A 24,088-nucleotide genomic window follows, 5' to 3' on the forward strand; every position below is an offset into this window, starting at 1 on the left:
ACTCCCGTCAATGCTCCAGCAGCCGCTTGGCCCCCCGCACCCCGGCCTCCACGTCCGCGCGCAGCTTCCGCCGCAGCACCGGCTCCGCCAGCCAGCGCAGGGGAGCGGCGAACCCGAACGCGATCCGCCGCCGCACCCGGATCCCGCCGTCCACCGGCACACACTCGAAGTGCGCCTCGAACGTCGAAACCCGGCGCGCGAGCCGGTTCTCCGGCCGGTCGGGCAACCGCACGTCCACCCGCCGGCCCGGGGTCAGCGTCATCCGGGACACGACCTTCGGCCCCCGCCCCAGCCCGGGCAGCGCCGAGCGGAACCGGAATTCGGTCACGGCACCGTCGGAGCGCACCCAATCGATCCGGCCCAGCTTGCGGTCGACCTCCGCGTACCGCCGCGGGTCCATGACCAGCGCCAGGAAGGCCTCCGGAGTGCACCCCACGGTCTCTTCCACGGTCACTTCCACCATAGAAAGAGAGTAGTTTCTCACTATGGCTCGAACAACCCCCGGCCTCACCCGCCGGCGCATCCTCGACGAAGCCGTCCACCTCTTCGCCACCCGCGGCTACGACGCCACCTCCGTCGCCGACATCCAGACCGCCTGCGGCCTGCACCCCGGCAGCGGCGCGCTCTACAAGCATTTCCCGTCCAAAGCCGCCGTCCTCGAGGCCGCGGTCCACGACAACCTCGCGCGCCTGACCGCCCGCACCGCCGAAACCGCCGACGCCCAGCTCCCCGACGACCCCCGCGAAGCGCTGCGCGTGCTAGCCGACGTCGTCTGGGCCTTCATGGCCGCCGACCGCGACCTCATCCGCCTGATGATCCGCGAATTCACCGGCTTCCCGGACCTGTTCGAAGCCATGTGGCAAGCCGTCGTCGCCACCGTCTACCGCCGCGGCACCGCCTGGATCACCACCCTGCGGGACCAGGGCAAAGCCGACGTCACCGACCCGGAAGCGACCGCCGCGGTGCTCGTCGCCGCACTGACCTACTACCCGATCCTCGACGTCCTCATCGGACACACCCCGGGCGACCTCGACCCGGACCGCTTCCTCGCGGCGTGGACCGACCACGCCGTCGCCGCACTCCGGCTCACTCCCCGGTGATCAGCTGCCGGCGCTGCCGTTCGTGCACGCCGGGCAGCCAATCCCGCCCGAACGCCGCCGACGGGCCGAGCCGCGGATCACCGGAACCAGCGGCCTCGCGCAGACCGTGGACGTACGCCCGGTCCCGGTCGATCCGCGCCCGCACCTCACCGGCACCACCGACGGACCCGTGCCCGGGGACCACCACACCGACCTCGCCCGCCACGCCCTCGAACAACCGCAGCGCGGCGAGGTAGTCCTCGATCGGATCCGCGGCGCCGCTCAGGTCGAGCATCGGGATCAGGACATCGGACAGCATGTCCCCGGCGACCAGCACCCCCTGCTCCTCGATCACCAGCGCCGCGTGCCCCGGCGCGTGCGCCCGGTGCCCCACGATCCGGACTCCGGGACCGTCCCACGGAACCCGCGCCGCATCGGCAGGCAGACCGGTGACCAAGCCGAGCAGGCCCAGCGGAACCTCCTCGACGATGTCCGGCGGCATCAGCCCGGTGACCCGGGCCTTCGCCTGCGCGTCCGGCAACCGCTCCCGGACGGTCGCCGCACAGCCGGCCGTACCGTAACGCGGCACCTCACCCAACGACGGGTGCCAGAGCAGGTGATCCCAGTGCGGATGCGTGGAAAACCCCGCCACCACCGGCCGGCCCAGCTCGCGCAGGTCGTTCGCGAGGCACTCCATCTCACGGCCGAGCACCCCGGGATCGACGAGCAGCACGCCGTCCCCGCCGAGCACGACGACGGCGTTGCTCCGGCAGAACTCGCTCTCGTGGACCAGCACACCCGCCGCGACCTGCCTCAGCACGGGGTTCCTTCCGCTCGTCGGTCACCGATCACCGCGCGACGGTACTCCGGCTCAAGTACCCCGCTTCACCAGCGCCACCAGATACCGGCAGGGCACCGGTCCCGGGTTCGCGAACACACAGTCCGCCGCGGCCCCCAGCTGCAGGCAGTCCCCGGCGTCCAGCTCGTGCACCTGCGCCCCCTCGTGGAACCGCAAGTGGCCCGCCAGCACCCAGATCTGCTGGTGCAGGAACGCATACGTCCCCGACGTCAGCGGCACTTCCGCCCCCGGCGGCAGCTCCACCTCCACCAGCTCCAGCGGACGGCCGGCCGCGGGGGAGACCGACCGCCGCCGGTACCCGGTGTCCGGATCCACCCACACCGGCTGCTCCGCCGCCCGCACCAGCCGCCGCTCGTCACCCTCGGCCCGCGCGATCAGCTCCGACAGCGTCAGGCCCAGCGCGGCCGACAGCTTCGCCAGCAATGCCGCCGTCGGCTGGACGTCACCCCGCTCGATCTTGCCGATCATCGCCCGCGACACCCCCGACCGGTCGGCGAGCGCCGCGGCCGAGAGGCCTTGAGACGTCCGGGCGGCGTGCACGGTGGCGGCCAGACGGGCAGTCAGGGGATCGGTCATGACTCTGGATACTATACGAGTCATTGTGGCTACCATGTGAGCCATGATCCGACACGCCACCACCCACGACGCCACCGCCTGCGCCGCCCTCTACGCGCCCTACGTCACCGACACCGCCGTCTCCTTCGAAACCGAACCACCCGACGCCGGCGAAATGGCCCGCCGCATCACCGGCGCCCACGCCTGGCTCGTCCTCGAAGACCAGGGGAGGATCGCCGGCTACGCCTACGCCACCCGCTTCGCCGAACGCGCCGCCTACCGCTGGTCCTGCGAAACGAGCATCTACCTCGAACAAGGCCGCCGCCGCACCGGCGCCGGCCGCGCACTCTACGAAGCACTCTTCGAACGGCTGCGCGCACGCGGGTTCTGCCAAGCCTTCGCCGGCATGACCCTGCCGAACGACGCCAGCGCCGGACTCCACCGCGCCCTCGGGTTCGAGCCCGCGGGCGTCTACCGCCGCGTCGGCTGGAAGCACGGCGCCTGGCGCGACGTCGCCTGGGTCCAGAAGGACCTTCGCGCAACTGAAGGTTGCACATCAGCGCCCGGCGAGCTAACGTGAAACGCAACCAAACGTTGCACGAGGAGCAAGCATGGAACACGGCACACTCGACCGCGAAATCCACATCGACGCCACCCCCGACGTCGTCTTCGACGTCGTCAGCAGCCCCCAGCACCTCCGCGAATGGTGGCCCGACGAAGCCGAATACCCCGCCGAACCCGGGGGAGCGGGACGCATCGGCTTCGGCGGCTCCTGGGTCCAGTTCACCGTCGTCGACGCCATCCCCCCGAAACTCTTCTCCTTCCGCTGGACCCACGCCGAAGGGGAGACCGCCGCACCCGGCAACTCCTTCCTCGTCGTCTTCGAACTCGAACCCGCCGGCACCGGCACCCGCCTCCGCATGACCGAAACCGGCTTCCGCGAACGCGGCTGGGACGAAGCCAAGATCGCCGCCGAATACACCGACCACGCCAGCGGCTGGGACCACTTCCTGCCCCGCCTGCCCGCCTACGCCGCCAAGGTCGGAGCCACCCGGTGAGCACCACCGTCGACGACGACCTCTGGTCCGCCATCGGCGACCCCACCCGCCGCCGCATGCTCGACTTGCTGCTGAACGAGGGGAGCGGCACGGCCACCAGCCTCAGCGAACACCTTCCGGTCACCCGCCAAGCCGTCGCCAAGCACCTCGCCGTCCTCGACCGCGCCGGACTCGTGCACGCCCACAGCGCCGGCCGTGAAAAACAGTTCCGCGTCGACGAAACCCAGCTCGCCCGCGCCGTCGCCCAGCTCGCCGACGTCGGCAACACCTGGGACGCCCGCCTGCGCCGCATCAAGCGCATCGCCGAAACCATCGAGCAAACCACCGAAAGGAACCGGTGAAAATGGACATCCTGCACCGCATCGGCATCCACCACGCCACGCCGGACAAGGTCTACGAAGCCATCACGACGATCGACGGCCTCGCCGGCTGGTGGACCGAGAAAACCGTAGGGGACACCGAACCCGGCGGCGTCATCGCGTTCCGCTTCATCCCGGGCGGCTTCGACATGAAGGTCCTCGAACTCGACCCGGGCCGGCTCGTCCGCTGGGAGGTCGTCGACGGCCCGCCGGAGTGGATCGGCACGACCATCCGCTGGGAACTCGAACAGCGCGGCGACTACACGATCGTCCTGTTCAAGCACGAAGACTGGCGCGAGGCGGGCGAGTTCATGCACCACTGCAGCACCAAGTGGGCGATCTACCTGATGAGCCTCAAACAGCTTGTGGAGACCGGGGAGGGCGCTCCGGCACCGCGGGACGTGATGATCAGCGACTGGCACTGACGTTACTTGACATAATGTACATTATCGGCACTTCGTGACGTGCTGGACCGAGGGCCGAGAGGGGCGGACGAACGCAGGTCGGACTGCCTGGTTGGCGGAAGGGTTCGCTTCGCCAGGACGGCTCCTGAGAGGGTTTGCGCGATGGGCCGCCGACGGGTGAGCCTCTCGGGACGCTCTGCGGGCCGTGAGAGCATCCCCTGAAGGACGTGGACTCGAGGTCCTTCCACTCGACCCTAAAACGTCACGGTGACGAAACTGGCGGACGTTTCTGTGAGTGGATTCGCCGTCGCGGCACAGATGGCGACGCTCGATTCATGACACTGCCCGGACCCCCAGGTCGCTGACGTCAGTCGCTGTCGAACATGTGTACGCATGCCCCGCCGGGGCACTCAAGGGGCCGGAAACGGCCTCCGGAGAGTTCCGTGTCCCCCAGGGGGAAGAACCTGGGTCACACCGGCTTTTCATGCATAATGGCAATTATGCATGAAAAGCCGGGTTCCGAGCCGGGTGCGGAAACTGTCGGTGGTGTGCGGTACAAGATCCACATGAAGGTTTCCGAGGCCCAGCAAGCCTTCTTCGCTGCCCGCCGTCCGCGCAAGGACTCCCCGCACACCACCGACGCCTACCGCCGCGATCTCGCCGGCATTACCGCTCTCCTGGTTTCGGAGCTCGGGCGCCCGGCCGAGGACCTGGAGGTCGCCGACCTCACCGGGCCGGCGCTGCGGTCGGTGTTCGGCGCGTTCGCGGACGGGCACGCGAAGAGCTCGGTGCTGCGGGCGTGGTCGACGTGGAACCAGTTCCTCACGTTCTGCGTGGCCGACGGGCTGCTGGCCGGCAACCCGATGGGCGCGGTGGCGCGGCCGCGGACGCCGGCGTTGACGCCGAAACCGTTGCGGGGTGAGGAGACCCCGGAGCAGCTGCTGTCGGCGGCGGCCGCGGGTTCGCGGCGGGCGCGGGATCCGTGGCCGGAGCGGGACGTGCTGGTGATCGCGCTGGGGCTGGTGGCGGGGTTGCGGGCGGCGGAGATGCGGGCGCTGACGTCGCGGTCGCTGGTGGGGCGCGCCGGTGAGCTGCGGTTGCACGTGACGGGGAAGGGCAGCCGGGATCGGTCGATCCCGGTGCAGCCGGTGCTGGCGGAGCTGATCGGGCGGTACCGGGAGTCGTGCCGGGTGCGGTTCCCGAACGTGCGGTTCTCCCCTGGTTCGCGGTTGTTGCTGGATCGGTCGGGTGAGCCGATCGGGCGGGGTGCGCTGGAGTACTTGGTGAAGTCGTGTTACCGGGGTGCGGGGTTGCACGACCGGGTGCCGGTGGGGGCGAATCTGCACGCGTTGCGGCACACGTTCGCGACGCGGTTGGCGGAGGACGGGGCGACGGCGTCGGAGATCATGGCGTTGCTGGGGCACGCGAGCTTGGCGACGAGCCAGAACTACATCGAGGCGACGGGCCGGGAGCAGCGCGCGGCGGCGGCGAGCAACCGGACTTACCGGGCGTTGGACGGCTTGGACTGAGGGCGGCGCGAGTGCGGGCTGTCCATGCCCGGCGCACGCGGAACGGACGAGATGGTTCGTTCACGGCCGGCCGGCGCGGCGGTGCTTGCGGCGGGGCCCGGCCAGCGAGCGGCCTTCTCCCCCGTGCGGGTGATCAGCGGAGCTGTTCGAGGTCCTTGGCGGCGCGGGCGATTTCCTCGGCCAGTCCGCGGAGTTCGCGGACGTCGGCGCCGTCGTCGGCGGCGGTGACGATGTCTTCCGCGGCGCAGCGGAGCTGGAACAGCCGGTCCTGGAGGGCGGCGATCTCGGTGTCGGAGAGCACGACGGCGTCCTCGGGCAGGCCGCTGCGCTGCAGTGCGGTCCGGCGTTCGTAGGCGCGCTGGCGGCAGGATTGGCCGCAGTAGCGGCGGCGGCGGCCGACGTTGCCGCCTTCGGGGAGGCGTCGTCCGCACCAGCCGCAGTGCTTGGGGGCGCCTCGGCGGGCCGGGGCGAGTTCGATCGTGGTCGGCTGGGTCAGTTCGGCGGCTTCCCTCACCCGGGAGACCCTAGCTGGCCATCGTTTGCTCATGCCGGGGTCATGGCGGAAGTGCACACTTGGGGGATGCACGCGTCGTTCCCGTACCTGGCCGATCCGCTCCCCCGCGCCTTCGCTCACCGGGGGTGGCACCTCGGTGAGCTCGAGGGGCTGGAGAACTCGTTGCCGGCGTTCAAGCGGGCGTGTGCGGAGGGGTACCGGTACCTGGAGACGGATGTGCACGCGACGGCGGACGGGGTGGTGGTGGTGCACCACGATCCGCACCTGGACCGGACGACCGATGGCACCGGGCCGATCGCGATGCAGACGTGGGAGCAGCTGAAGCACGTCAAGGTGGGTGGGAAGGCGCCGTTGTCGCGGCTGGAGGACGTGCTGGAGGAGCTGCCGGACGCGCGGTTCAACGTGGACGTGAAGGCCGATCGGGCGGTGGAGCCGTTCGTGCGGGTGCTGGAGCGGGCGAAGGCGTTCGACCGGGTGGCGGGGGCGGCGTTTTCGGATGCGCGGCTGGTGCGGTTGCGGAAGCTGGCGGGTCCGAGGCTGGTGACGGCGATGGGGCCGCGGTCGGCGCTGGCGTTGTGGGCGCGGGGGAAGCTGCCGTTGCTGCCGCTGGGGCGGCTGGTGCTGGGGGCGATGGCTCAGGTGCCGGTGCGGCAGGGGGCGTTGCGGGTGGTGGACAAGGCGTTCCTGTCGATCGCGGGGCGGTCGGGGATCGAGGTGCACACGTGGACGATCGACGATCCGGCGGAGATGCGGAGGCTGCTGGATCTCGGGGTGCACGGGATCGTGACGGACCGGCCGGATCTGCTGCGTGAGGTGCTGGTCGAGCGGGGTGCGTGGCAGCAGTCCCAGGAGTCGTGAGTGGTAAAGCCGGTTAGCACCCGCTTTACCACTCACGACGCGGGTCAGCGGGGTGGTTTGCCGGTCCAGGCGGCTTCCCAGGTCTTGGGGCCGAGGAGGCCGCTGTCCTTGATGCCGTTGGCGCGCTGGAGGTCGAGGACGGCGGTGCGGGTCTTTTCGAGGTAGCAGCCGGTGCCGGTGAAGCCGTAGCCGAAGGCGTTCATGCGGAGCTGGAAGGTTTTGAGGGGGTCGGCGCAGTCGCCGTAGCGGTAGACGACGCCGGGCCAGGCGGGTTTGGGGCCGCCGGGGCCGGGGGGTGGGGTGGGCTGGCCGCCCCCGCCGATGTAGGCGGATTCGCTGTAGGTGGGGACGCGTTTGCTGCGGGCGTCGGCGTCGCCGGGGAGCTTGAGCATGCCGGCGCACTGCCAGGGTTGCCAGCCGCGCATGCGGTAGAGGTAGAGGGCGCGGTAGTCCTGTTCGGCGGGGGTGGCCTGGTCGGGGCGGCCTTTTCCGCCGACGCTGCGCCAGGTGGGCAGGTCGAACTGGTAGGCGCCGTAGTAGCCGTTGCCGGTGTTGGTGGCGTAGCGGTTGCTCGACTCGCACATGCGGAGCTTGGCCCAGGCGCTCGACGCGGGGTCCGCGGCGGCGACGGCGGGGGTGGTGAGCGGCAGCCCCACGGCGGCGAGGGCGAGGAGCAGGAGTCTCGCCACGGTGCGTCGGCGGTGCTGGATCATGGGTGCACAGTAGGAGCGTGTCCCGGTGGCCACAACAGAAGCGACAAACCGGACACGCTTTTCGGTGGTGTGGTCACCGGTGCCGGTGTCTGCCCAGTAGTCTCCGCGCTGACCTGGAATTTCCCGAGGTGAGGAGCCGTGGATGACGCTGGCCGGGACGCGCTCGACCAGGCGCGAGCGCTGGGGCTGGTATTTCTACGACTGGGCGAATTCGCCGTTCTATTCGTCGACGACGACGGTGTTCGGCGCGCTGTCGATGAGCCCGATCGCGGCGGAGGACGCGAAGCGGAACTTCACCCTTAACGGGGACCGGCCGTGTGTCGACGCGGCGGGGCAGCCGGACACGCTGCAGCACTGCGACGTGTCGTTGTTCGGGCTGCACTTCCCGGCCGGTTCGGTGTGGGGTTACCTGCTGTCGGTGGCGACGGTCGTGCAGGTGCTGGTGCTGCCGATCGCGGGGGCGGTGGCCGATCGCAGTCACCACAAGCGGCGGATCCTGGGTGGGTTCGCGTTCCTGGGTGCGGCGGCCGCGGCGGCGATGTTCTTCTTGACGGGGTCGGACTGGCAGCTGGGTGCGGCGCTGTTCATCGTGGCCAACATCGGCTACGGCGGTTCGCTGGTCGTCTACTACTCGTTCCTGGCCGACATCGGCGGGCCGGACGAGCGGGACGGCATTTCGGCGAGGGGCTGGGCGTTCGGGTACCTGGGCGGTGGGCTGGCGCTGGCGTTGCAGCTGGTGTTCTACCTGAAGCACGACAGCTTCGGGGTGGACAAGGACCTCGCGGTGCAGATCTGCTTCCTGACCTCGGGGTTGTGGTGGGCGGCGTTCACCTTCCCGGCGGTGCGGGCGCTCCCCCGCCGGCACACGCCGGTGGACGTGGCGCCGGGGCGGTCGGTGCTGCGGGCGGGGTTCGCGGAGCTGCGGCAGACGCTGGTGGCGGCGAAGGCGTACCCGTTGACGCTGGCGTTCCTGGGCAGCTACCTGGTTTTCACCGACGGGATCAACACGGTGGTGACGGTGTCGGCGCAGTACGGGAAGGACGAGCTGGGGTTCGGCAACGAGGTGCTGATCGTCACGATCCTGGTGATCCAGTTCGTGGCGTACCTGGGTGGCACGCTGCACGGGCTGGTGGCGCGGCGGATCGGGGCGAAGCGGACGATCCTGGGCAGCCTGGTGCTGTGGATCGTGGTGCTGGGCGGGGCGTACTTCGTGCAGCCGAAGCAGATGCTGCAGTTCCTGGCGGTGGCGGTCGGGATCGGGCTGGTGCTGGGCGGGACGAACGCGTTGTCGCGGTCGCTGTTCAGCCAGATGATCCCGGCGGGCAAGGACGCGCAGTACTACTCGCTCTACGTCGTGGGTGAGCGGGGGACGTCGTGGCTGGGGCCGCTGGTGTTCGCCGGGGTGGGGCAGGCGACGGGGTCGTTCCGGCTGGCCATCGTGGCGTTGGTGATCTTCTTCGCGGTGGGGCTGGTGCTGGTGTGGCTGGTGCCGGTGCGGCGGGCGATCGTGGCGGCGGGCAACCGTCCGCCGGAGGTTCTGTAAGCACCGATAGGGTCGGGCGTCGTGACCTTGCTCAACGACCAAGCCGCCGGTTCCGATCCCACGGACGCTCTCTCGTCGGTCCCCGCGGCCGGTTCGCGCCGTGGGACGCCGCCGGTGGGCAGGCTGAAGTTCTGCTACGGGCCGATGGACTGCGGGAAGTCGACCCTGGCGCTGCAGATCGACCACAACCACGCGCGACAGGGCCGCCGGGGCCTGGTGCTGGTGCGCCACGACCGGTCGGGGGCGCCGCAGATCTCCAGCCGGATCGGGCTGACCCGGCAGGCGGTGGAGGTCGGCGAGGACACCGACGTGCGGGAGCTGGTGCGCCAGGAGTGGGCGCGGGGGCAGCACGTGGACTACGTCGTGGTGGACGAGGCGCAGTTCCTCTCCCCCGGTCAGGTCGACCAGCTGGCGGAGCTGGCCGACGGGGTCGAGATCGACGTCTACTGCTTCGGGATCGCCACGGACTTCCGGAGCCGGTTGTTCCCGGGGGCCGCTCGTCTGTTCGAACTGGCGGACGAGCTGCAGCCGGTTCAGGTGGAGGTGTTGTGCTGGTGCGGGCTGCCCGGGCGGTTCAACGCGCGGGTGGTCGACGGCGAGGTCGTGCGCGAGGGCGATACGGTGGTGGTGGCAGATACCGAACAATCCGTAGTTGAAACTTCAGCTTCAGCACGTTTTGAGGCCGAGTTCGCTACGGTGCGTTATCAGGTATTGTGTCGCCGCCACTTTCGATCGGGTGACTTGGGGCCGGTTACTGCTCATCACGGTCAGTTACGGTTGACCTGACTGAGGCGCGAGTAGCCCATCCGGGGGATATCAGCACTAAGAAGGCCGTATTGACGTCACGCCGGAGCGCGAACTGCCTCCTACTAGTGGAAGCTGTTGCAGGCGGGTGACGCAGCTCATCGTGAGCAACGACATGGTGTCCCGGGAATCCTCCGGGACCCCGGGTCGTTGCATAGGGTGAGCATCACCCTGGCTCCACCCCGGAGCTGACTGAAAGGACCCCACTATGGCCGACCGTGTTCTTCGTGGAAGCCGGCTGGGAGCGGTCAGCTACGAGACCGACCGCAACCACGACCTCGCCCCACGCCGCACCGTGCGCTATGCCTGCCCGAAGAACCACGAGTTCGAGGTGCCGTTCTCCGACGACGCCGAGATCCCGACGGTCTGGGAGTGCCGCCTGCACGGGAGCGAATCGGAGATCGTCGATGGCGGGCAGCCCGAGCAGAAGAAGGTCAAGCCGCCGCGCACCCACTGGGACATGCTGCTCGAGCGGCGCACGATCCCCGAGCTCGAGGATCTGCTCAACGAACGTCTCGCCGAGCTGAAGGGCCGCCGGACTTCCCGGTCGGCGTAACCCTCCGGACCTCGGCTCAGTAGCCAAGCTCTCACCACCACGAAAGGCCCCCGCGACCTCCCCCCGCGGGGGCCTTTCGGTTGCCCCTTTCCGGGACGGGTCAGCCGGCGCGGAACGGGCCGGTCAGGGCGGCCCACTGCAGGAGCATGATCGTCTTGGCGTCCGCGATCTCGCCCGTCCCGATCATCTCCAGTGCCTTGGTGAACGGGAGCTCGAGCACTTCGATGTCCTCCCCCTCTTCCGCGAGCCCGCCGCCTTCGCCGCGGGCGGCCGGGTCGTAGGGTGCGGCGTAGCAGTGCAGGCGTTCGGTCACCGAGCCCGGGCTCGTGTAGACGTCGAAGACGTGCTGCAGCTCACCGATGCGGACACCGGTTTCTTCCTCGGCTTCGCGGCGGATCGCCGTCTCCGGGTCGTCGGCGTCCAGCAGGCCGGCCGCCGTCTCGACGAACATGCCGTCCGGGTGGTCGTTGACGTAGACCGGGTAGCGGAACTGGCGGGTCAGCAGGACCGTGCCGCCCTCGAGGTCGTACAGCAGCACCGTCGCGCCGTTGCCGCGGTCGTAGGTTTCGCGCTGCTCGGTCGTCCAGCGGCCGTCGGCGTGCCGGTAGTCGAACGTCGTGCGGCGCAGCACGTACCAGGCCGACGACAGCAGCTCCACGTCGGTGACGCGGACGCGCGGGTTGCGGGACAGGCTTGTCGAAGAGGACATACCCCGACCATAATGTGCATGAATCGGAAAGAACAAGGAGGATCGTGCATGCTGGTCGGGGAACGCCGTGAACTGCTGCTCGCCCGGCTCGCCGCCGACGGCAAGGTGCTGGCCAAGGACGTCGCCGCCGAGCTCGGCGTCTCCGAGGACAGCATCCGCCGCGACCTGCGCGACCTGGCCGCGGCCGGGCTCTGCCAGCGCGTCTACGGCGGTGCGCTGCCCGTCTCCCCCGCCGTCGCCGACTACGCGAGCCGGACGGCCATCGCCGTCGGCGGCAAGGACCGGGTCGCCGCGGCCGCCGCCGCGCTGGTCCGACCCGGATCGACGGTCATCCTCGACGGCGGCACCACCACGCTCGCCGTCACCAAGGCCCTCCCGCACGACCTCGAAGCCACGGTCGTGACGCACAGCCCGACCGTCGCCGCCGCGCTGCTGGACCACCACGGCATCGAGGTGTTCCTGCTGGGCGGGCGGCTGTTCCGGCACTCCGCGGTCACCTGCGGCGCGGCCGCGGCCGGGGCCGCCCAGTCGATCAGCGCCGACGTCTTCCTGCTCGGCGTCACCGGCGTCCACCCCGAGGCCGGCCTGACCACCGGCGACGCCGACGAAGCGGCGATGAAACGCACCCTGGCCCGGCGCGCGGCCGACACCTACGTGCTGGCGAGCGCCGAGAAGCTCGGCGCGGCGTCACGGTTCACCGTGCTGCCCTTCGCCGACGTTGCCGGGATCATCACCGACGCCGACGACCAGAACGTGCAGGAACTTGCAGCCCGGGGTGTGCCGGTGCTGCGGGCGTGACCTCGGCGTACCACTCGCGGCCGGCCACCAGCCCGAACAGCGGCGCCGGCAGCCACACGAGCACCCGCAGCACCGCCGAGAGCCGCCCCCGCCCGCGCACGTCCGACACGTGCGCGGCCAGCGCCGCCTGCTTGCGCGCGGCGAAGCGCCGCACGTCGAACCGGTGGGTGATGGCCGAGGCCGGGCTGTAGGTGTGGCCGAGCGCGTCGACGTCGTACTCGAACGGGATCCGCAGGGCCCGGACCACCCGCACGAACCGCAACGCGAAGTCGCGGGGCAGGGTGGCCTCCAGCAGCCGCGTCCCGGTCAGCCGGGCCGCCCGGCGGGCGACTTCGTGCACCTTCACGTGGTCGCGATGCCCGTAGCCGCCGTTGCCGTCGTAACCGAGCAACAGGTCGGCGCGCTCTTCGTGCAGCAGGGCCGCGAGCCGGTGGGCGGCTTCCTCGGTGTCCGCGCGGGCGAAGCGCTGCCGTCCGGGCGGGTCCGCGTACAGCACGGGACCGTGGCCGCTGTCGGCGTAACCCAGGTGCACGACGCGCCGGACACCGAGGATGGCCGCGGCGGCCTCCAGCTCGGCCCAGCGCGGCGTCGGGTGCCCGTCGGCCTCGGTGGCCACCACGACCACCACCCGGTGCCCGTCGGCCGCGGCGCGGGCCAGCGTGCCGCCACTGAGCAGGACCGGGTCGTCGGCGTGGGCGTGGAAGGCCACGATCGTCGTCATCGGCCCCATGATGGCCGAGAACCGGCGAAAACGGCAGGTGTCAAGCGCGCTTGACGAGCTTGCGCAGCTGGTGCCAGCGGCGCTCGACGCCCCACTTGGCCACCCGCAGGAACGCCTCGCGGATGATCGAGCCGCTCATCTTCGACTCGCCGATCTCGCGCTCGGTGAAGGTGATCGGCACCTCGACGATCTCGAACCCGGCGTCGGCCGTGCGGATCGTGAGGTCGATCTGGAAGCAGTAGCCGTGCGAGTTGACCTCGTCCAGGGCCAGCTTCTCCAGCACCGGACGGCGGTAGGCGCGGAAGCCCGCGGTGATGTCGCGGGTGCGCATGCCCAGCGCGACCTGCGAGTAGATGTTGGCGCCGCGGGAAAGGACCTGGCGGTTGACCGGCCAGTTCACCACGGCCCCGCCCGGCACGTACCGCGAGCCGATCGCCAGGTCGGCGTCGCCGACCGCGTCCAGCAGGCGGGGCAGGTCCTCGGGCGCGTGCGAACCGTCGGCGTCCATCTCGACGATGGTGTTGTACTCCCGCGCCAGGCCCCAGCGGAAGCCGGCGATGTAGGCGGCGCCCAGGCCGGCCTTCTCGGTGCGGTGCAGCACGTGGATGTGCTCGTTGGCCGCCGCGCGCTCGTCGGCGAGCTCGCCGGTGCCGTCCGGGCTGCCGTCGTCCACCACGAGCACGTGTACGTCCGGGAGTACCTTGTGCAGGCGGTCCAGGATCGGGCCGAGGTTCTCCCGCTCGTTGTACGTCGGGATCACCACCAGCACCGGCTCTATTCCCCGGGCCCCCCGCGGCGCCTGCGACATCCGTGCTCCTCCGATATCCGCGGCGGTCAGTCCGCCGCTTCCCCTGCCGTGCCGGCGCTGCTGCGCCGGGTGCGAAAACGGAGCACGAGCCCGCCGGCCACCCCGGCGATCGCCAGTGCCAGCAGCCCGTACTCCGTCCACGCACCGAGTCGATCCGACAGCGTAGTCTGCGTCCGCAGCGGGACGCGCCCGACCAGGGAGTCCGCCGTGAAAAGGCTGGTCGAGGCGGTCACCGACCCGTCGGGGGTGATGAACGCGCTCACCCCCGACACCGCCGAGACCACGACGGACCGGCCGTGTTCGACCGCCCGCAGCCGCGACATCGCCAGCTGCTGCACGCTCATCTCGCTGCGGCCGTACCACGCGTTGTTCGTCGGCACCACCAGCAGCTCGGCACCGGCGCGGACGGCGTCGCGGGCCGGGTAGTCGAACGCGGTCTCGTAGCAGATGAACACGCCGACCTTGGTGCCCGCGACGGCCGGCGCCGGGTTCGCGCCGTCACCGGGGACCATGTCCACGGTCTCGGCGTCGAGGAACGGCGTGACGAGCTCGGCGACCTTGCGGGCCGGCACGTACTCGCCGAAGGGCACCAGCTGCTGCTTGGCGTAGCGGGCGCCGGGCCCGGTGTGCGGGTCCCAGACGATGACGGAGTTCTGGATGTGCCCGTCCGGGAGCGCGTAGAGCGCCCCGATCAGCGCCGGCACGCCGAAGGTGGCCACGAGCTGGTCGAGCTGCGGGTCCGGGCCGGTGACGGTGGTGGCGCTCTCCGGCCACACCAGCAGGTCCGGCTTGGGGACCCGCCCGGCCTGGACGGCCGCCAGCAGCCGCTCGCTCTCGGCGATGGTGTTGCGGCGCAGCAGGGCCCGCTCCCCCTGCAGCGCGAGCCCGATGTCCGGGGCGTTGCCCTGGACGGTCGCGACGGTGAGCTCGCCGTCCTGCGCGCCGGTCCCGATCGACGGCCACAGCGCCACACCCGCGACGACGGGCAGCAGCGTGCCGGCGGCGGCGAAGACGACCGGGCGGGTGAGCTTGCGCACTTCCCACAGCCGGGCGGCGAGCGCGGCCAGGCCGAACCCGGTGAGGACGACGGCCAGGCCGACCAGCGGGGCGCCGCCGATCGAGGCGAGCGGCAGGAACGCGCCTTCGGGCTGGCTGAACGCGACCCGGCCCCACGGGAAGCCGCCGAGGGGGAACCACGCGCGGGGCGTCTCCAGCGCGATGAACACCAGCGCGCCCCACAGCGGCGCGGCGGGCAGCCGGGACACCAGCGTGATCAGCCCGCCCGCCAAGCCGTGGTAGAGCGCCAGCGCGAACGACAGGCCCAGCCACGGCCACGGGCCGAAGTCCGGGCCGAGGAAGTCCAGCAGCCACGTCAGCAGCGGCAGGAAGAACACGAACCCGAACGCGAAGCCGTAGCCGAAACCGGCCCGGAACCGGCGTCCGCGCAGCACGAGGGCGAGCCCGGCGAAGGCCAGCGGCGTGAGCCACCACAGCGGGCGCGGCGCGAAGCTCAGGTAGTAGGCGAATCCGGCTGCGCACGCCGCGGCCGAGCGCAGCAGCCAGGCACGGGGGAACCGCCGCGTGCGGGCGGGCTGGTGCGGGGCGCCCGGTTCGGGGTCCGCCACGGTGACTGCCACGCCTGAGAACTCTAGGTGATGGTGTCGTGGAGGACTTCACCCGCGCGGACCGTGCGCAGGCAGCGCGGGAGGGCGGCGTCCGGTTCGAGCCGGGGCAGCGGCGGCACGCCGGCCCGCGGGTCGGTCGACCAGCGCTGCACGCGGCTGTCGGGCGTGGCCACGACGAGGTCGGTGGCGTCCCAGATCGCGTAGTGCGCCGGCGCGCCCGGGACGAGGCTGCCGGTGATGCCGTCGTTGACGCCGGCCGCCCGGTGCCCGGCCCGGGTGTGGGCGGTGAACGCCGCACGCGGGGACAGGCCCGCGCCCGGGGTCCGGTGGTAGGCCGCGGCGCGGACGCTCGCCCACGGGTCCAGCGGTGTCACCGGCGCGTCGGAGCCGAAGGCCAGCAGGACGCCTTCCGCGGCCAGCGCCGAGAACGGGTTGAGCCCGGCCGCGCGGTCCGCGCCGAGCCGCTCGGCGTACATGCCTTCCGGACCACCCCACAGGGCGTCGAACAGCGGCTGCACCGAGGCGACCGCGCCCCAGCCGGCCAGCTGCTTCGCCTGCTCGGCGGTGACCATCTCCAGGTGCTCGAGCCGGTGGTGGCGGGCGGCGAGCGCGCGCTGCCCGACCTCCTTCTCGGCCAGCCGGAAGCCTTCGACGACCTCCGCGACCGCGGCGTCGCCGATGACGTGGAAGCCGGCCTGCAGCCCGGCTTCGGTGCAGGCGGCGAGGTGCCCGGCGATGCGGTGGGCGTCGAGGTAGCGCGTGCCCGAGCCGGGGTGGTCGGCGTAGGGCGTCGTGAGAGCGGCGGTGTGGGAGCCGAGGGCGCCGTCGACGAACAGGTCGCCGGCCAGGCCGCGGGCGCCGAGCGCGCGGGCGGTCTCGACGGCGCCGAGCTCGCCCCAGTAGCCGACGACCTCGGGTGTGCCCGGTCCGGCGAGGGTGAGGAGGGCGGCGAGGTCGTCGCGGCCGGAGATGTCCGGGCCGGCGCATTCGTGGACGCTCACGATGCCCTGCTTCGCGGCCTCGGCGAGGAAGGCCCGCTGAGCGCGTTCCCGCTGCTGCGGGGTGATCGCGGCGCGCACGGCCGCGCGCACGGCGTGGTGGGCGGCGCGGGTGAGCGGGCCGCCGGGTGACCAGCCGTCGGCGTCGCGGGCGGCCGGGGCCAGCTCGACCAGGGCGGTGGAGACCAGCGCGGAGTGGACGTCGACGCGGCTGAGGTAGACGGGCGCGCCGCCGGCGGCCTCGTCCAGCTCGGCGCGGCTGGGCAGCCGCGGGTCGGTCCAGGTGGTTTCGTCCCAGCCGTGGGCGAGCAGGACCTGCCCTCCGGCGGCGGCGTCGCGCACGCGGGCCAGCAGGTCGGCGCCGCTGCGGACGCCGGTGAGGTCGAGGCCGGTCAGGTGCAGGCCGGTGGCGGTGGCGTGGACGTGGGCGTCGACGAAGGCGGGCGCGACGAAGGCGCCGTCGAGGTCGACGACCCGGGCGCCGGGGTGCAGGGCGCGGGCCGGGGCGTCCTGCCCGACCCAGACCACGGTGCCGCCGGTGACCGCCATCGCCGTGGCGTCCGGGCCGGCGGGGGTGTAGATGCGCCCGCCGAGCAGGAGCGTCGTGCTGTCGTCCGTCACGCCTTGAGTCTCCCCCGCCGTCGCGCCCTTCCTCCACGTGGGGGACAACGACCCGGCAAGCAGGAAGATTTACTCCGTGAGAACGTTATGACAGGATATTTTAACGCTATCCCGACGACTAGGAGTACAAGTGACTGCGATCCAGGAACCTGTGACGCCTGCCGCCGCCTTCGACCAGCCCTACGAGTACGCCCGCGCCGAGCTGGTGGAACCCGACTGGCGCCGCTTTCCTGGCTGGCACGACGTCACCGACGCCGAGTGGCGTGACGCGCAGTGGCAGCGGGTGCACTGCGTCCGCAACGTCAAGCAGCTGCGCGCCCTGATGGGCGACCTGCTGGAGGAGCGCTTCTACGACGACCTGCTCGCCGACCAGCGCGAGATGGCGACCATGTCGATGCTGCTGCCCCCGCAGATGCTCAACACGATGGCCCCGACGGCGGGCACCGACCCGGCCAAGGTGACCGAGGCCTTCTACGCCGACCCGATCCGCCGGTACATGCTCCCGGTGCACAGCGATCGTGACACCACGTGGCCGAGCCACCCGCACTCCGAGCGCGACTCCCTGCACGAGGCCGAGATGTGGGTGGTGGAGGGCCTCACCCACCGCTACCCGACGAAGGTGCTGGCCGAGATGATCTCGACCTGCCCCCAGTACTGCGGCCACTGCACCCGCATGGACCTCGTCGGCAACTCGACCGAGACGGTCGAGAAGCACAAGCTGACGCTCAAGCCGGTCGACCGCCAGGACGCGATGATCGCGTACCTGAAGAAGACCCCGGGCGTCCGCGACGTGGTCGTCTCCGGCGGCGACGTGGCCAACGTGCCGTGGCCGCAGCTGGAGTCGTTCCTGATGCGCCTGATGGACATCGACACGGTCCGCGACATCCGCCTGGCCACGAAGGCACTGGCGGCGCTGCCCCAGCACTGGCTCCAGCCGAAGGTCGTCGAAGGCCTCGAGCGCGTCGCGGTGACCGCCCAGCGCCGCGGCGTCAACCTGGCGATCCACACCCACGTCAACCACGCCCAGTCGGTGACCCCGCTGGTGGCGGAGGCCGCCCAGACGGCGCTGAACGTGGGGGTCCGCGACGTCCGCAACCAGGGCGTGCTCATGCGCGGGGTGAACGCGACCCCGGCGGCGCTGCTGGACCTTTGTTTTGCCCTGCAAGGGGAAGCGAACATCCTGCCGTACTACTTTTATATGTGCGACATGATCCCCAACGCCGAGCACTGGCGGGTTTCGGTGTGGGAGGCGCAGGAGCTGCAGCACTCGATCATGGGGTACCTGCCGGGGTACGCGACACCGCGCATCGTGTGCGACGTGCCTTACGTCGGGAAGCGGTGGGTGCACCAGCTGGCCGAATATGACCGTGAGCTGGGGATTTCGTACTGGACGAAGAACTACCGGACGGGCATCGAGCTCGACGACCCCGAGGCGTTGCAGCGGCGGTACCCGTACTACGACCCGATCTCGACCTTGCCCGAAGCCGGCCAGACTTGGTGGGCGAACCGCTCCCACTGACGCCGGTGCACCACCGTCCAAGACGAGACCCAAGGGGGCGCCACGAAGCCCGATCCGGGCCGTGCGCGCCCCCTCGGCCGTCTCAGACGTTTGAGCTGGTCAGGGCCGGTGAGTACCGGTTGCGACCGATCCTCATACGGCCAGAAATTCTACTGTGGACAGAGGTGTGTGTCAGGTGGCCACCTCAACCTGTCAGGTCGGAAAAATGCAGGCCCGGGCTCCACAGGGAGTTCGGCCGCACGCGCAAGGACGCGCTGCGCCCGCGCACCGGGCGCCGCAAGTCCAGTTTGCCCGCGGAAGGCGACACCCGCGCTGGCGAGCCGCCACCGAGAGAAGGACGCGCTCGTCGCCCAGCGGCTGCGCCCGGAGATCGCGCGGCGCATGGGTCTCCGCGCCACCGACCATGCGGATCCGGCGGCTGCGGCCATGATCGGTGCCACTTTTGCCTGCGTTGAAGCAGCATTGGCGTCATGGGTGTTCGACGATGAGGCACGACCGCTGGCCGAGCTCCTCGACCGCGCGATGAACGCCGTTTGCCGGGTCAACGACGAGTGAATCTTGGTTCCGGCACGCTGTCCGTGAGCTGAGCGCGGGGGGTCTGGTCATTGTCTCCGCGCCGCGCCCGGTCGGCGCCGTGCGGTGTCGGGTGGTTGCACCGCGGTGGCGCGGCACCGCGGTCAGCGGGCACGCACCACCCTGGTCTCCTCCCACACCGGTTCGTCGGACTCGTAGACCCGGCCATCCGAACCGAACACCAGGTAGCGGTCGAAACCGCCGGCGAACCAGCGGTCGTGCGTGATCGCCAGGACGGTGCCCTCGAACTGCCGCAGACCTTGTTCCAGCGCCTCGGCCGAGGTCAGGTCGAGGTTGTCGGTTGGCTCGTCCAGCAGCAGCATCGTGCAACCGGACAGCTCCAGCAGCAGCACCTGGAACCGGGCCTGCTGACCCCCGGACAGCGACTCGAAACGCTGGTCGGCAGCACCGTCGAGCTCGTACCGGCGCAGCGCACCGATGGCAGCGCCCCGGTCTCGGCCCGCCCGGCCCGCGTCGCCGCGGTGCAGGATCTCGGTCAGAGTGCGGCCGTGCATTTCCGGGTGGTCGTCGGTTTGCACGAACCAGCCCGGCACCACTCGGGCGCCGAGGGCGAAACGTCCGGTGTGCTCGACCGGTTGCCCGGCCAGCAAGCGCAGGAAGTGTGATTTGCCGGAACCGTTGCTGCCGAGCACCGCCACCCGTTCGCCGAAGTCCACCGCCACGTCGAACGGCCGCATCAGCGAGGTGAGTTCCAGGGACTCGCAGACCAGCGCCCGCACCCCGGTGCGGCCACCGCGCAACTTCATGGTGATCTTCTGCTCCACCGGCGGCTCGGGCGGTTTGGGCGATTGCTCGAAGCGGGCCAGCCGGGTCTCGGTGGCGGCCAGCTTCGACGCCATCGCCGGACTGATCTTGGCCTGCTCCCGCAGCGTGATCACCAGCTGGCGTAGGCGCTCGTGCTCCTCGTCCCAGCGGCGATGCAGCTCGGCCAGCCGCTCCCGCCGCGCCGTGCGCGCCTTGGGGTAGGTCTCCCAGGTCTCCCGGCTGCTCTTGCCGCCGTGCACCCAGACCCCGTGTCCCTCCAGAGTGACCAGCCGGGTCGCGGTGTTGGCCAGCAGCTCCCGGTCGTGGCTGATCAGCAGCACCGTCTTGGGCGACTCGGCCAAGGCGGCCTCCAGCCAACGCTTGCCGGGCACATCGAGGGAGTTGTCCGGCTCGTCGAGCAGCAGCACCTCGTCGCCACCGCGCAGCAGTGCCTCCAGCACGAGGCGCTTCTGCTCTCCGCCGGAGAGGGTGGAGAGGTCGCGGTAGCGGCAGCGGTCGAACGGCACGCCCAGGGCGGCGGTGGTGCACACGTCCCACAGCGTCTCGGCCTCATAGCCGCCCGCGTCGCCCCAGTCCGACAGGGCCTGTGCGTAGGCCATCTGCGCGCGCTCGTCGTCGCGCTCCATCATCTGGACCTCGGCCGCCGCCAGTTGTCGACCAGCGCGCCGCAGATCCGGTGCGGCCACGCTGAGCAGGAGGTCGCCCACCTCGGTGTTGTCCCGCACCGAGCCGATGAACTGGCGCATCACGCCGAGACCGCCCTGATGCGCGATCCGACCGCTGGTGGGCCGGATCTCGCCTGCCATCATCCGCAGCAGTGTGGTCTTGCCGGTGCCGTTGGCCCCGATGAGGGCGCACTTCGTCCCCTCACCACCCGAAAGGACACATCCTCGAACAGGACCCGCCCGTCAGACAGCGTGTGCCCGACGCTCTGCACGTCCAAATACCCCACGTCAGCTCTCCTCCGCCGGCGCACCGAACGCGACGGTCGAGGTCGCCCCCGCCGCCTGCACCGCCGGCGGCGCCGTCACTGTTCCGTCGCTGCGTTACTCGTCAATGTGTTGAGCCGCCTGCAGGCGAGCGGACAATAAGCCCCAAACCCGACGCAACCGGTCGAGGCCACCGCGAGCCCGTGGAGTCGTGCCAGGCTGGATGACACACGTCACGTGCTCAGGCCTGCCTCCCAGATCGACACATGTTTGGTGCTTTCAGCAGTGAACTCCGAGCGATCCCAGTCCGCCCAGCGGTGCTTCAGTTTCAGCCCGGCGATGCGTGCCATGAGGTCCATCTCGGCCGGCCACGCATATCGGAAGGGAATACGTCGGAACCGCCCCACCCCGTCCGGCGAGACGGTGACATGGTTCGACGTGAACCGCTGTGTGACGATGTCGTACTGGTCGAAACCGACATAGCCGCCGTCGGCGGCGCCGGGCGTCATCGCGAACGGAACGATGTCTTGCCCGGGTGGTAGGCGACGCAGGTCCGGCAGGCCCACCTCGACGAGGAACAACCCGCCCGGCCGCAGGTGCGCGGCCGCATTACGGAAGACGTCGACCTGCCCGTCCTGGGTGGTGACGTTGCTAATTGTGTTGTATACCAAATAGACCAGCGAAAACAGACCGGCCAACCGCGTCGTCGTCATATCGCCGATCGTGACCTTGACAGCGGCACCGCCCGGCTTGCTCGCGAGCCGCGCCGCCATTGCCCGGCTCAGCTCGATGCCGCTCACCGGCACACCGCGACCGGCCAGCGGCGCCGCGATCCGCCCGGTCCCGACTGCGAACTCGAGCACCGGTCCATCGGCCAAGTCTTCGAGGACATCCACCACGGACGTCACCACCTCCGGCACGTTCGCACCGCCCGGGGAGTCGTAGCCCGCAGCCACGCTCTCGGGGAACCAGCCGTCCGCCGGGTCATCTCCTGTGTTCGCCGAACCGATCATGGTCGCCGACGCTACGCCCGCGACCGCGCGCTCCACACCCCATTTTCGACACCTCGTAAGACGACGACACCCGGACGCTCATCGCGCCGATCACGATGTCGGCTTCCAGCCAACACCCATATCCAGATCGCTGAGCGGGAGATTGAAGCAGCCCACAAACGAAAGGACGTTCATCCGCCTCCAGCCGAGCCCCTTGATCAGTACCCGACGGGTGGCTCTACACGCTGACTTGACAGGGAACATCGCCGCAGCCGGCTGGCACTCACAAGAGGAATCCGACCCGCCGGCAGTACTCGAGTCAGCCGCGGTCAGAATCGCCGAACATGCGGCATGAGGAAATGGGATTACAGGCCGAACCATGGCCGACAACCCTCCATTCCCTCCACCTTAGCTGCAGGGCATGCCAGCGCCTGCCTGCTCCACGCTTTCCTTGTGAGTCGTAGCCGGTCGGAGACAAGAGCCTCCTGGCCGCGGGCGTCCACGGAGATCCCGTCGTGCTCGTAGCCGAGCTTACGCGACACACCCTGACACGCCGCCGCAGTCCATTCTCCGAGTTGGCTCCAGTGACTCTGGAGCACGAACCGCGCTCGATCTCGCGGGCCGCCATCTGTCCAGGGCGTCAGAAACGGACGCTCGTCCGGACGGTGCGCGCCTTTGCCCGCAAGGTGAGCGAGTTCGACCACTTCTTCCTCTCGTGGCAAGCGAAGCTCGAGTCGCGGCGTGACGACAGTGAGGCCGTATAGGGACCACAAGTCGGAAGGCATGGAACTCACTTCGGTCGAGGTGCGTGGTGTTGAGTCGCGATTGCCTGCACCCGGCCAGGAAGCTGCCACCGGTGCGCCACGCCGAGCGGTTCTCCCGGCCCGGCGTCCGTCGACATTCCCGCAAACCGATTCGAGCATTTCAATGCCGGTGACCAGGTGCAGCTAAAACGCACGGTCCGACTGATCAGAGTGCACGGACCTTCATCAGACCTCCTTCCTGCGAATGTCAATGGATCATCCTCCAGTGGCCACGCTACTTCAAGCGGTCCGGTGATCCGGAAGACGCCTATATCGATAACCGATGATTTATCCGCGATACGCAGCGCCGACGACCTCCTCCCGTGTGAGCGCCGGCTGAGCGTGGCTACAGCTCAGCGCAGCAGACCCACGGTCCGGAGCAAGCCCACCGTCCACGAGGGATACCACCGCCCTCGTGCGGCCGGCTTGCCGGCCGTCAAATGGGCGATCACGCGTCTCCGCTTGAAGCGGCTGTTCACCGGTTCCCGCCCGTGGTCCCTGCTGGCCGGCGCTGCTGGCGCGGTGCTCGTTTTGATCGGCACTCGCGCACGGCTCGGCCCCGACGACTGGGCAGGACTCGGCCAGTGGGTCGGCGGGCTCGGTGCGTTCTACGCAGCGTGGGCGGCGCTGCGGATCGCTCGGGACGAGGTTGGCCGGGAAAGCCGGCGGGAAGCCGAGCGCCAACGGGTGCACGCGTACTTCGTGAGTGGCTCGTGAGCCTACTCCGACACCTCCCACGTCGGGGTGAACAACCTGCCACAGAAGGAAGAGAACCCACGTCCCACGATCAAAATCGAGAACTTCGGGCCCGACCCGGTGACCGATGTCCAAGTGGTCGCGGCCAACTGGCTCGAGACCGGCGAGCGGCTACATCTTCGCGCGAAGAACGGTCCCAAGCGGACGCTCTTGCCCGGTAAGCCGTGGCAACCCGAGTACGAGCTTGGCTGATTCACCTGTCCGCGCGCGTCATGAGCTCCGATGGTGCTGCACCTGCACCCGGCCAATCCCGCCCCGCCCGCAGCGCCACCGTGGACCCGTGCCGGCCGCGGCCTCCGCGGCACCGTGCAACCCGACTACCCGCTGCGGCTCGGCCTCTCGCACGGCGCCGCCGCCGCGCCACCCGGCACCCTCGGTGCGGCAGCGGCCACGACGCATCGGATCGACCGGCTCCGCCACCCGCAGGCCGCCGGTCCGCGCGTGCTGCCGCGGCTGGTCACCCTGCTGCTCATCCCGCGCCGAGCCTCATACCGCCGCGGAGACGCAGGCCGGGAAGCCCTGGTGCTCCTGGCCGGGCACGGTGAATCCGGCGATCCCGCCGTCGAGCATCCGCGGTCCGGAGAACGTGAGGTCGGTCTGATGCCAGGTTGAAGCCACC

General features: G+C 70.4%; 27 protein-coding genes and 1 pseudogene. 16 read left to right on the forward strand and 12 right to left on the reverse strand.

What is annotated here, in order from left to right:
• Positions 1-7: 7 nt before the first annotated feature.
• Positions 8-463, reverse strand: coding sequence for an SRPBCC family protein (locus Q5425_RS06760; RefSeq protein ID WP_308671220.1), 456 nt, complete (start codon positions 461-463; stop codon positions 8-10).
• A gap of 22 nt (positions 464-485) precedes the next feature.
• Here Q5425_RS06760 and Q5425_RS06765 point away from each other — a divergent pair, with 22 nt between their 5' ends.
• Positions 486-1,100: a TetR/AcrR family transcriptional regulator gene (locus Q5425_RS06765; RefSeq protein ID WP_308671221.1), complete on the forward strand. Its 615-nt coding sequence runs from the start codon at positions 486-488 to the stop codon at positions 1,098-1,100.
• Here the strand turns inward: Q5425_RS06765 and Q5425_RS06770 are convergent.
• Both Q5425_RS06770 and Q5425_RS06775 read right to left on the reverse strand, forming a co-directional pair.
• Positions 1,087-1,899: an MBL fold metallo-hydrolase gene (locus Q5425_RS06770; RefSeq protein ID WP_308671222.1), complete on the reverse strand. Its 813-nt coding sequence runs from the start codon at positions 1,897-1,899 to the stop codon at positions 1,087-1,089. The two genes, Q5425_RS06765 and Q5425_RS06770, sit on opposite strands and share 14 nt — an antisense overlap.
• 51 nt (positions 1,900-1,950) lie before the next feature.
• Positions 1,951-2,514 (reverse strand): helix-turn-helix domain-containing protein, encoded by a 564-nt coding sequence (locus tag Q5425_RS06775; protein ID WP_308671223.1) that lies wholly within the window; start codon positions 2,512-2,514, stop codon positions 1,951-1,953.
• 43 nt (positions 2,515-2,557) lie between these two features.
• Between Q5425_RS06775 and Q5425_RS06780 the strand changes: the two genes are divergently transcribed.
• The 5 genes from Q5425_RS06780 to Q5425_RS06800 all read left to right on the forward strand — a co-directional run bounded on the left by Q5425_RS06780 (position 2,558) and on the right by Q5425_RS06800 (position 5,843).
• The gene (locus tag Q5425_RS06780; protein ID WP_308671224.1) at positions 2,558-3,073 is read left to right on the forward strand and encodes an N-acetyltransferase family protein; all 516 of its coding nucleotides are present in this window, start codon (positions 2,558-2,560) and stop codon (positions 3,071-3,073) included.
• Positions 3,074-3,104: 31 nt separating this feature from the next.
• The gene (locus Q5425_RS06785; protein WP_308671225.1) at positions 3,105-3,551 is read left to right on the forward strand and encodes an SRPBCC domain-containing protein; all 447 of its coding nucleotides are present in this window, start codon (positions 3,105-3,107) and stop codon (positions 3,549-3,551) included.
• Positions 3,548-3,892: a metalloregulator ArsR/SmtB family transcription factor gene (locus tag Q5425_RS06790; RefSeq protein WP_308671226.1), complete on the forward strand. Its 345-nt coding sequence runs from the start codon at positions 3,548-3,550 to the stop codon at positions 3,890-3,892. The genes Q5425_RS06785 and Q5425_RS06790 overlap by 4 nt, the downstream gene beginning before the upstream one ends.
• Before the next feature lie 2 nt (positions 3,893-3,894).
• The gene (locus Q5425_RS06795; RefSeq protein ID WP_308671227.1) at positions 3,895-4,335 is read left to right on the forward strand and encodes an SRPBCC domain-containing protein; all 441 of its coding nucleotides are present in this window, start codon (positions 3,895-3,897) and stop codon (positions 4,333-4,335) included.
• Between the two features lie 527 nt (positions 4,336-4,862).
• Positions 4,863-5,843: a tyrosine-type recombinase/integrase gene (locus Q5425_RS06800; protein WP_308671228.1), complete on the forward strand. Its 981-nt coding sequence runs from the start codon at positions 4,863-4,865 to the stop codon at positions 5,841-5,843.
• 133 nt (positions 5,844-5,976) lie between these two features.
• Here Q5425_RS06800 and Q5425_RS06805 read toward each other — a convergent pair whose 3' ends face one another.
• The gene (locus Q5425_RS06805) at positions 5,977-6,357 is read right to left on the reverse strand and encodes a hypothetical protein (protein ID WP_308671229.1); all 381 of its coding nucleotides are present in this window, start codon (positions 6,355-6,357) and stop codon (positions 5,977-5,979) included.
• 66 nt (positions 6,358-6,423) lie between these two features.
• On the opposite strand from Q5425_RS06805, the gene Q5425_RS06810 reads away from it, so the two are divergent.
• Positions 6,424-7,215 (forward strand): glycerophosphodiester phosphodiesterase, encoded by a 792-nt coding sequence (locus Q5425_RS06810; RefSeq protein WP_308671230.1) that lies wholly within the window; start codon positions 6,424-6,426, stop codon positions 7,213-7,215.
• Positions 7,216-7,259: 44 nt separating this feature from the next.
• Here Q5425_RS06810 and Q5425_RS06815 read toward each other — a convergent pair whose 3' ends face one another.
• A complete protein-coding gene (locus Q5425_RS06815) occupies positions 7,260-7,928 on the reverse strand; it encodes a transglycosylase family protein (RefSeq protein WP_308671231.1) in 669 nt (222 codons plus the stop codon).
• A gap of 142 nt (positions 7,929-8,070) precedes the next feature.
• Between Q5425_RS06815 and Q5425_RS06820 the strand changes: the two genes are divergently transcribed.
• The 3 genes from Q5425_RS06820 (at position 8,071) to Q5425_RS06830 (ending at position 10,831) form a co-directional block, all read left to right on the forward strand.
• A complete protein-coding gene (locus Q5425_RS06820; protein WP_308671232.1) occupies positions 8,071-9,471 on the forward strand; it encodes an MFS transporter in 1,401 nt (466 codons plus the stop codon).
• 21 nt (positions 9,472-9,492) lie between these two features.
• The gene (locus Q5425_RS06825) at positions 9,493-10,257 is read left to right on the forward strand and encodes a thymidine kinase (protein ID WP_308671233.1); all 765 of its coding nucleotides are present in this window, start codon (positions 9,493-9,495) and stop codon (positions 10,255-10,257) included.
• A 226-nt stretch (positions 10,258-10,483) separates the two neighbouring features.
• A complete protein-coding gene (locus Q5425_RS06830) occupies positions 10,484-10,831 on the forward strand; it encodes an RNA polymerase-binding protein RbpA (protein ID WP_003081521.1) in 348 nt (115 codons plus the stop codon).
• 100 nt (positions 10,832-10,931) lie between these two features.
• Here Q5425_RS06830 and Q5425_RS06835 read toward each other — a convergent pair whose 3' ends face one another.
• The gene (locus tag Q5425_RS06835) at positions 10,932-11,540 is read right to left on the reverse strand and encodes an NUDIX domain-containing protein (RefSeq protein ID WP_308671234.1); all 609 of its coding nucleotides are present in this window, start codon (positions 11,538-11,540) and stop codon (positions 10,932-10,934) included.
• 48 nt (positions 11,541-11,588) lie between these two features.
• Between Q5425_RS06835 and Q5425_RS06840 the strand changes: the two genes are divergently transcribed.
• Complete coding sequence (locus tag Q5425_RS06840) at positions 11,589-12,338, forward strand: DeoR/GlpR family DNA-binding transcription regulator (RefSeq protein ID WP_308671235.1); 750 nt, start codon at positions 11,589-11,591, stop codon at positions 12,336-12,338.
• On the opposite strand, the gene Q5425_RS06845 is transcribed toward Q5425_RS06840, so the two are convergent.
• The 4 genes from Q5425_RS06845 to Q5425_RS06860 are packed head-to-tail and all read right to left on the reverse strand — an operon-like array spanning position 12,271 to position 17,111.
• A complete protein-coding gene (locus Q5425_RS06845) occupies positions 12,271-13,059 on the reverse strand; it encodes a PIG-L family deacetylase (protein WP_308671236.1) in 789 nt (262 codons plus the stop codon). The genes Q5425_RS06840 and Q5425_RS06845 overlap by 68 nt on opposite strands.
• Positions 13,060-13,099: 40 nt before the next feature.
• The gene (locus tag Q5425_RS06850; RefSeq protein WP_308671237.1) at positions 13,100-13,867 is read right to left on the reverse strand and encodes a polyprenol monophosphomannose synthase; all 768 of its coding nucleotides are present in this window, start codon (positions 13,865-13,867) and stop codon (positions 13,100-13,102) included.
• 26 nt (positions 13,868-13,893) lie between these two features.
• On the reverse strand, positions 13,894-15,504 hold the full coding sequence (gene lnt, locus Q5425_RS06855; RefSeq protein WP_308671238.1) for an apolipoprotein N-acyltransferase: 1,611 nt from the start codon (positions 15,502-15,504) through the stop codon (positions 13,894-13,896).
• An 11-nt stretch (positions 15,505-15,515) separates the two neighbouring features.
• Positions 15,516-17,111 carry an amidohydrolase gene (locus Q5425_RS06860; protein WP_308671239.1) on the reverse strand — a complete coding sequence of 532 codons (1,596 nt, stop codon included), beginning with the start codon at positions 17,109-17,111 and terminating at the stop codon, positions 15,516-15,518.
• 130 nt (positions 17,112-17,241) lie between these two features.
• Between Q5425_RS06860 and Q5425_RS06865 the strand changes: the two genes are divergently transcribed.
• Together Q5425_RS06865 and Q5425_RS06870 are read left to right on the forward strand one after the other, a co-directional pair.
• Positions 17,242-18,630, forward strand: coding sequence for a lysine 2,3-aminomutase (locus Q5425_RS06865; protein WP_308671240.1), 1,389 nt, complete (start codon positions 17,242-17,244; stop codon positions 18,628-18,630).
• Between the two features lie 381 nt (positions 18,631-19,011).
• The gene (locus Q5425_RS06870) at positions 19,012-19,185 is read left to right on the forward strand and encodes a hypothetical protein (RefSeq protein WP_308671241.1); all 174 of its coding nucleotides are present in this window, start codon (positions 19,012-19,014) and stop codon (positions 19,183-19,185) included.
• Positions 19,186-19,307: 122 nt separating this feature from the next.
• On the opposite strand, the pseudogene Q5425_RS06875 reads toward Q5425_RS06870, so the two are convergent.
• Positions 19,308-20,941, reverse strand: a pseudogene (locus Q5425_RS06875) (ABC-F family ATP-binding cassette domain-containing protein).
• Positions 20,942-21,151: 210 nt separating this feature from the next.
• Positions 21,152-21,931 carry a class I SAM-dependent methyltransferase gene (locus tag Q5425_RS06880; RefSeq protein ID WP_308671434.1) on the reverse strand — a complete coding sequence of 260 codons (780 nt, stop codon included), beginning with the start codon at positions 21,929-21,931 and terminating at the stop codon, positions 21,152-21,154.
• A gap of 1,244 nt (positions 21,932-23,175) precedes the next feature.
• Here Q5425_RS06880 and Q5425_RS06885 point away from each other — a divergent pair.
• The 3 genes from Q5425_RS06885 to Q5425_RS06895 are packed head-to-tail and all read left to right on the forward strand — an operon-like array spanning position 23,176 to position 24,081.
• On the forward strand, positions 23,176-23,430 hold the full coding sequence (locus Q5425_RS06885; protein ID WP_308671242.1) for a hypothetical protein: 255 nt from the start codon (positions 23,176-23,178) through the stop codon (positions 23,428-23,430).
• A 27-nt stretch (positions 23,431-23,457) separates the two neighbouring features.
• Positions 23,458-23,661 carry a hypothetical protein gene (locus Q5425_RS06890; protein ID WP_308671243.1) on the forward strand — a complete coding sequence of 68 codons (204 nt, stop codon included), beginning with the start codon at positions 23,458-23,460 and terminating at the stop codon, positions 23,659-23,661.
• Positions 23,662-23,691: 30 nt separating this feature from the next.
• Positions 23,692-24,081 carry a hypothetical protein gene (locus Q5425_RS06895; protein ID WP_308671244.1) on the forward strand — a complete coding sequence of 130 codons (390 nt, stop codon included), beginning with the start codon at positions 23,692-23,694 and terminating at the stop codon, positions 24,079-24,081.
• Positions 24,082-24,088: the final 7 nt, after the last annotated feature.

Source organism: Amycolatopsis sp. A133, assembly GCF_031082405.1.
Lineage (GTDB): Bacteria > Actinomycetota > Actinomycetes > Mycobacteriales > Pseudonocardiaceae > Amycolatopsis.